8 protein-coding genes are annotated in these 6,000 nt (G+C 60.2%); 3 read left to right on the top strand and 5 right to left on the bottom strand.

Annotated features, from left to right (window positions below):
• On the top strand, positions 1 to 629 hold a 629-nt coding region (locus AEYBE204_RS24145), incomplete at its 5' end, for a CheB methylesterase domain-containing protein (protein ID WP_023460976.1).
• Positions 626 to 1,471 carry a protein-glutamate O-methyltransferase CheR gene (locus AEYBE204_RS24140; protein WP_023460975.1) on the top strand — a complete coding sequence of 282 codons (846 nt, stop codon included), beginning with the start codon at positions 626 to 628 and terminating at the stop codon, positions 1,469 to 1,471. The genes AEYBE204_RS24145 and AEYBE204_RS24140, both read left to right, overlap by 4 nt.
• 201 nt (positions 1,472 to 1,672) lie before the next feature.
• On the opposite strand, the gene arsC is transcribed toward AEYBE204_RS24140, so the two are convergent.
• The 3 genes from arsC to AEYBE204_RS24125 all read right to left on the bottom strand — a co-directional run bounded on the left by arsC (position 1,673) and on the right by AEYBE204_RS24125 (position 3,022).
• A complete protein-coding gene (gene arsC / locus AEYBE204_RS24135; protein ID WP_023460974.1) occupies positions 1,673 to 2,041 on the bottom strand; it encodes an arsenate reductase (glutaredoxin) in 369 nt (122 codons plus the stop codon).
• 16 nt (positions 2,042 to 2,057) lie between these two features.
• On the bottom strand, positions 2,058 to 2,396 hold the full coding sequence (locus AEYBE204_RS24130; protein WP_023460973.1) for a helix-turn-helix transcriptional regulator: 339 nt from the start codon (positions 2,394 to 2,396) through the stop codon (positions 2,058 to 2,060).
• Positions 2,397 to 2,521: 125 nt separating this feature from the next.
• Positions 2,522 to 3,022 carry a hypothetical protein gene (locus AEYBE204_RS24125; protein WP_023460972.1) on the bottom strand — a complete coding sequence of 167 codons (501 nt, stop codon included), beginning with the start codon at positions 3,020 to 3,022 and terminating at the stop codon, positions 2,522 to 2,524.
• Between the two features lie 216 nt (positions 3,023 to 3,238).
• Here AEYBE204_RS24125 and AEYBE204_RS24120 point away from each other — a divergent pair, with 216 nt between their 5' ends.
• Positions 3,239 to 3,595, top strand: a complete 357-nt coding sequence (locus AEYBE204_RS24120) for an MliC family protein (RefSeq protein ID WP_023460971.1) — start codon at positions 3,239 to 3,241, stop codon at positions 3,593 to 3,595.
• 3 nt (positions 3,596 to 3,598) lie between these two features.
• Here the strand turns inward: AEYBE204_RS24120 and AEYBE204_RS24115 are convergent, their stop codons facing one another.
• Both AEYBE204_RS24115 and ctrA read right to left on the bottom strand, forming a co-directional pair.
• Positions 3,599 to 4,963: a DUF4861 family protein gene (locus tag AEYBE204_RS24115; protein ID WP_023460970.1), complete on the bottom strand. Its 1,365-nt coding sequence runs from the start codon at positions 4,961 to 4,963 to the stop codon at positions 3,599 to 3,601.
• 171 nt (positions 4,964 to 5,134) lie between these two features.
• A complete protein-coding gene (ctrA, locus tag AEYBE204_RS24110; RefSeq protein ID WP_023460969.1) occupies positions 5,135 to 5,842 on the bottom strand; it encodes a response regulator transcription factor CtrA in 708 nt (235 codons plus the stop codon).
• Between the last annotated feature and the right edge of the window lie 158 nt (positions 5,843 to 6,000).

The following is a 6,000-nucleotide window of genomic DNA, read 5'->3' as shown; positions in this document are numbered from 1 at the left end:
TGGGTCACGTCGCCGCGCCGACGCGCGTGCGCACCCCTGGGCCGCGTCGCTGCGACGTGCTGCTGGTCGGTGCCTCGACCGGCGGTCCACCCGCCTTGCGCGCCTTCCTGATGGGCCTTGGGCCGGACTGGAAGATCCCGGTGCTGATCGTGCAGCACATGCCCGCGACCTTTACCGCCATCCTCGCCGAGCACCTCGATAAGGCCCTGCCGCAGACCGTGGTCGAAGCGAAAGACGGTACGCCCCTGCGCGGCGGCCACGTCTATATCGCCCCCGGCGACTTCCATATGACGCTGAAAGGTACGCCCGGCGCGCCGGTGATCAAGCTGGATCAGGGGCCTCAGGTCAACTGGTGCCGCCCCGCCGTCGATCCGCTGTTCCGCTCGGGTGCCGAGCTTTACGGCAAGAACATCGTCGGCGTCGTGCTGACCGGCATGGGCCACGACGGCCGTGACGGCGCGCGCGCCCTGGTCGATGTCAACGCCACCGTCATGGTGCAGGACGAGGCCTCCTCCGTCGTGTGGGGGATGCCCGGCGCCGTGGCCGAAGCCGGTCTCGCGGAATTCATAAAACCGATAGACGGGTTGTCGCAGACCTGCAAAGCCATCGCCAGAGGTGAAAGACTATGACCCCCGAAGACACCGAACATCTGGCGGCGATGCTGAAACAACGGTCGGGGCTGATCCTCGGCTCGGACAAGACCTATCTGATCGAGAGCCGTCTGGCGCCGGTCGCGCGCCGCGAAGGCTTCGCCAATGTCGGGGCCTTGCTGACCAGCTTGCGCACCCGCCGCGACGAGAAGCTGATCTATACCGTCACCGACGCGATGACGACCAACGAGACCTTCTTCTTCCGCGACAAAACACCGTTCGATCAGTTCAAGTCCGACGTCCTGCCCGCGCTGGCGAAAACTCGCCTGTCGGGCGATATCAAGATCTGGTGCGCCGCCGCCTCGACCGGTCAGGAGCCCTACTCGCTGGCCATGATGATGGAAGACATGCGCCATCAGTATCCGCGCATCAATCTCGACATCCTCGGCACCGACATTTCGGAGCGCTGTCTGGAAAAGGCCCAGTCCGGCCTCTATACACAGTTCGAGGTCCAGCGCGGCCTGCCGATCCAGATGATGGTCAAGTATTTCGAGAAGGTCGACGAGATGTGGCGTCTGTCACCCAAGATCCGTCAGGCCATCCGCTTCCGTAAGCTGAACCTGCTCGACAACCTGCACAGCGTCGGCCGTCAGGACGTCATCTATTGCCGCAACGTGCTGATCTATTTCGATCTTGAGACGAAAAAGCGCGTGCTGGAGCAGATCGCCAATCTGCTGGCCGACGACGGGTATCTGTTCCTCGGCGCGGCGGAAACCGTGCTGGGCATCACCGATGCGTTCAAGCCGATGACCGGGATGCGTGGGTTGTATGTGAAGAATACTGCCGCCACAGCAACAGCTCAACGCCGGTTCGGAACCTGATCTTTAATACCTCCCCACACCGTGGGGAGGGGGACCGCACGAGCCATAAAATGGCGAGATGTGGTGGTGGGGGCCTACGCTGTCGTTCTGACGTGCTCGTCGGGCCGCAAATATATTCGCGGAATCTACGCGAGCCCCCCTCCGTCTCGTCGCCTATCGGCTCCGATCCACCTCCCCCAGTAAACTGGGGGAGTATGATTTTTATACGACCGCCCGATCCAAAACCTCATTGATCCGCTCTATTGGCCTTGCCACGACGGCACCCTTCGGCGTGTCGATAATCGGGCGTTCAACCAGTATCGGATGCTTGATCATCGCCTTGAGAATCGTCGCTTCACGCACGCGCGGTTTCAATAAACCAAGCTCAACCGCCAACGGCTCTTTGGCGCGCAACAGACCTTTAAGTCCACCCGTCTTTGCCGCCAGAGACAGAAGTGTCTGTTCCGTCCAGCCGGCCGTCAGATATTCAACGATTTCAGGTTTATACCGATTGTCCTGCAACAGAGACAGGGCCGTCCGCGACGTGGAACAGCGCGGGTTGTGATAGATCACCACCGGGAAGTCAGACATGTCTTTCAGATATCCGTCAGGCCGACTTCTTGCCGGATGGCAGCCGCGTCAACTGGCTATAGACCTCCGGCTGACCCTGTGCACAATCCTCAAGCAGATAGGCCGTCAGGCTCGACAAATGCGTCAATTCGGCGCTGTAGATGATCGAGCGCCCCTGACGATAGGCCTTGAGCAGCCCCGCTCCCGTCAGGATGCTGAGGTGGGTCGAGGTCGTGTTTGCGGGCGCCTTGATGGCCCGCGCCACGTCACCGGCGGGCATACCGCCGGGTCCGGCCCGCACGATGGTGCGAAACACTTCCAGCCGGCCGGGATGGGCCAGGGCGAACAGAGCAACTACGGCGTCATCGAGTTCCATATCTCAAGCATACACGAAACAAGGGTGTGCGGAAGACCTGCAATCACAGCAAACGGCTGTTTTTTAACGGTCGCTTGTAAGAATTCGATAAAAGAAAGAGCCGTCTGTCCGCCAGATTGGCGGTATCAGGACGCCAAACGGATATAGTCCTCGCCCATGCGCTCCAGACGCAGACGCGCGACCGGCGAACAGACGTGCTCGACCGGCATGTGGGTCAGGACCTCGATGCGGTTGCACAGGGCGCCGAACAGGTCGGCATAGGCCGTGGCGATCTGCGCCGGCGAGCCCGCCACGTCTTCCGGGTCCGGCAGGAACCAGTCGATGATCATGGGATCGCCGTGAAAAATCGGCATCTTGCCCTTGGGCAGGTGATGCGACAGGCGGAAGACAATATTGATCGGCGGCGCCGCATCGTGGCCGAAGTCCTCGACCGACTTGGGCGACAGCATCTCGATCTTGTAATTGATCTTGTGCAACAGCGCGATGGCATAGGGGCTGATGGCGACCGCCGGGGTCACGCCCGCCGAAAAGGCCTCGAAACGCCCGGCACCCAGACGGTTGAGCAGGGCTTCGGCCAGAATCGAGCGCGACGAATTGCGTTCGGCCATGAACAGTACGTTGATCATATATACTTCTCCCCGGCCCCACGTCCCCTGCGGCCTGACTGCGGCGGAGGGTCTGTACGCAGCCCTCTTGAGAACCACGTTATCACGCACCGATTAGGTTACGGTTTATAAACGCGGTTAAGGAGGTGTTGATAAAAATTCACGGTAAACCTTATCGTGAGCTTATTTCCGAAAGGCGGGAAACCGGCTAAGGTCAGCCCACCTATGGAGGGAACCATGCGCCTGAACGCCCCGTTTCTACTGTTGTCTGCTACCGCCCTGACCCTAAGCGCTTGCGCCACTCTGCCCGCCGATGACGGTGGCATGGCACCTCCGCCCCCTCCCCCGCCGCCTTCGGCAGAAGCCAGCACGGGCATCGTCTATACCTGTGCCAACGGCACGACCTTCAATATCTATTTCAGCGAAAATGCCGCCACCGTGACCCTCAGCGACGGCACGAAGCTTATCCTGCCGCAGCAGGTCGCCGCGTCAGGCATCTGGTATTCTTCGGGCCGTCACGACTTCCGCGGCAAGGGCCGCAACGCCACCTGGACCGTCGGCAAGATGGTGCCGACCCAGTGCGTTACGGATTAAACCCTACTTCTTTTCCAGCACCGCGCCCTTGACCTCGATCGGGGCGTTATATTCCCTGGCCACGCGCGCCACATAGTCGCCGAAGGCTTCGGCGGTCTTGCGTTGCGCGCCTTCGCTCCATCCGGCGGCGATCAGATATTCGAAACGGCGGTCCGCCGTCGGTTCGATGACCATCAGGTGATTGCCCTGCCGCGCCTCGGAGAACAGGTAGCGGGGTTTGTATCGGTCTTTAACGACCAGCGCCGCCCCGGCAAAATCGACCTTCATGTCGGGTTGTAAGGCCTCGACATCGTCTGGATTGCGGATGACTTCAGGTCCCGCCGTGACGACCATGCCGCCCGACTGACGGAAGAAGGTCTGGCCGCCGTGCTTGCGGATACCGGCAACAAAGCGCGCAGAAGCCTTGGGCGCGAATTCAGTGAATTGCACCGTGGCCGTGGCGTAATCTTCGCCGGCATAGGCCGTGTAGACCTGATCCGCCGCGTAGCGCCCGTGGCCGCTGTCCCAGTTCAGGATGCGCACCCGCACCATCGAACGCAGCGGCCCGTTGGCCAGCACCGTATAGGCGTAACGCGTATCCTTGGTCGGGTCGCCATTGAAGCGCCCATCGAAATTGGCGCCCGGCGTAAAGCGCGCCCGCGACACGGCATTCGCATCCTTGGGATCGTCCATCACGGCAATCCCGCCGCCTCCGAAGGAATCATCGACCGACATGATGTCCGAGCCCAGCCCCGGATCGATCAGCGACACCGCATAGCCGTCGAGGTTTTCACCATAGAGCCGGTTCGACATCAGTTGCGGCTTGCGTTTGCCATAGACGTCGGCGGCATCAGGGAACCACAGCTTCCAGCCAATGTTCTCGCTCTCCCAGAACGGCACCGTATGGCGCATATAGCTGCCGGTCGCTGCATGGGTGCGGTGCGGGTTCCAGCCACGCATCTGCTTACCGAAATAGACGTAGATGACCTTGGTTTCGTTCGGTGCAAAGTCGGTCATCAGGAACAGTTCGTCCCACAGGCCATCCTGATCGAGGTCATCGAACTGATAGTCGATGGCGTGACCGTTGGTTTCTTCCAGCCGACCGTGCGGCCCCTCCCTGGCGCGGGTCTTGGCGTCCGGCACGCCGATGCCCGGCTTCGACGGATCGACCAGCGTCATCCATAACTCGTGCGTATGATGCAGTTGTGGCACCGCGGCGCGTGGAATGATGACCGGGCTGTTGAGGCGCGGCGTATTGAGCGGATTGTGCAGGCGGATTTCGACACGCTCGACCGGCACGAATTCGCGCTGGGTGTACCACGGGTCCGCGTCGCGTGCCTGTGCAGACCCTGCGGCCAGTAAAGCGCCCGCCAGCATAACTGCCTTCATCGCCGTTCCTCCTGATATCGTTTTTTATGTCGATCAGGCTACAGGCAATAAAGCGAAAATTATAGAGAAAAATCGAAAACCATCAGGCAATATCGATTGCATTCAGAACAAAAAAAAACGCCTGCCGTGAGAGGACGGCAGGCGTTTTTTTGTTCTTATATCCGCCAAGTCTTAGGCGGCGACGATACCGCCGTTGGCCGCTTCGTGCGGGTCGCGCAGGACGTAGCCGCGGCCCCAGACGGTTTCGATATAGGAGTTGCCTTCGTTGGCGACGGCCAGCTTCTTGCGCAGCTTGCAGATGAAGACGTCGATGATCTTCAGTTCCGGCTCGTCCATACCGCCGTAAAGGTGGTTGAGGAACATTTCCTTGGTGAGCGTCGTGCCCTTGCGCAGCGACAGAAGCTCCAGCATCTCATATTCCTTGCCGGTCAGGTGAACGCGGTTGCCCGCGACTTCGACCGTCTTGGCGTCGAGGTTGACAATGATGTCGCCGGTCTTGATGACCGATTGCGCATGGCCCTTGGAGCGGCGCACGACCGCATGGATGCGGGCGATCAGTTCGTCTTTATGGAACGGCTTGGTCATGTAGTCGTCGGCACCGCCGCCGAGCGTCTTGACCTTGGTTTCGATTTCCGAAGACCCCGACAGGATCATGACCGGCGTATTGACCTTGCCGACGCGCAGCTGGCGCAGCACTTCCAGACCGGACATGTCGGGCAGCGACAGGTCGAGCAGGATCAGGTCGTAGTCGTAGATCTTACCCAGATCCACGCCTTCTTCGCCCAGGTCCGTCGTATAGACGTTGAACCCTTCGGATTTCAGCATCAGCTCAATGCTTTGAGCAGTGGCGCTGTCGTCTTCAATCAGCAGTACGCGCATAAAGCCCCTCCCGGCTACGGCAAACACATGGACACAGGCAGGAGGCGTGCGTCCGTTAAGATTTAACTAGCTAAACCGGAAATCCCTTAAGATTCGTTAAGCCTAACCATTTCTCAAAAAGGGGTACGCTGATTTGCGAATCGCTGACAAGAGTCGCG

The organism is Asticcacaulis sp. YBE204, assembly GCF_000495855.1.
Taxonomy (GTDB): Bacteria; Pseudomonadota; Alphaproteobacteria; order Caulobacterales; family Caulobacteraceae; genus Asticcacaulis.
Note: the sequence above shows the minus strand (reverse complement) of the source record. Positions and strands in the feature narration are given on the sequence as shown.

Excerpts from the sequence above, each read along its gene's own strand:
- AEYBE204_RS24140 (WP_023460975.1), top strand. The coding sequence starts at position 626 with ATGACCCCCGAAGACACCGAACATCTGGCGGCGATGCTGAAACAACGG.
- arsC (WP_023460974.1), bottom strand. The coding sequence starts at position 2,041 with ATGTCTGACTTCCCGGTGGTGATCTATCACAACCCGCGCTGTTCCACG.
- AEYBE204_RS24130 (WP_023460973.1), bottom strand. The coding sequence starts at position 2,396 with ATGGAACTCGATGACGCCGTAGTTGCTCTGTTCGCCCTGGCCCATCCC.
- AEYBE204_RS24125 (WP_023460972.1), bottom strand. The coding sequence starts at position 3,022 with ATGATCAACGTACTGTTCATGGCCGAACGCAATTCGTCGCGCTCGATT.
- AEYBE204_RS24120 (WP_023460971.1), top strand. The coding sequence starts at position 3,239 with ATGCGCCTGAACGCCCCGTTTCTACTGTTGTCTGCTACCGCCCTGACC.
- AEYBE204_RS24115 (WP_023460970.1), bottom strand. The coding sequence starts at position 4,963 with ATGAAGGCAGTTATGCTGGCGGGCGCTTTACTGGCCGCAGGGTCTGCA.
- ctrA (WP_023460969.1), bottom strand. The coding sequence starts at position 5,842 with ATGCGCGTACTGCTGATTGAAGACGACAGCGCCACTGCTCAAAGCATT.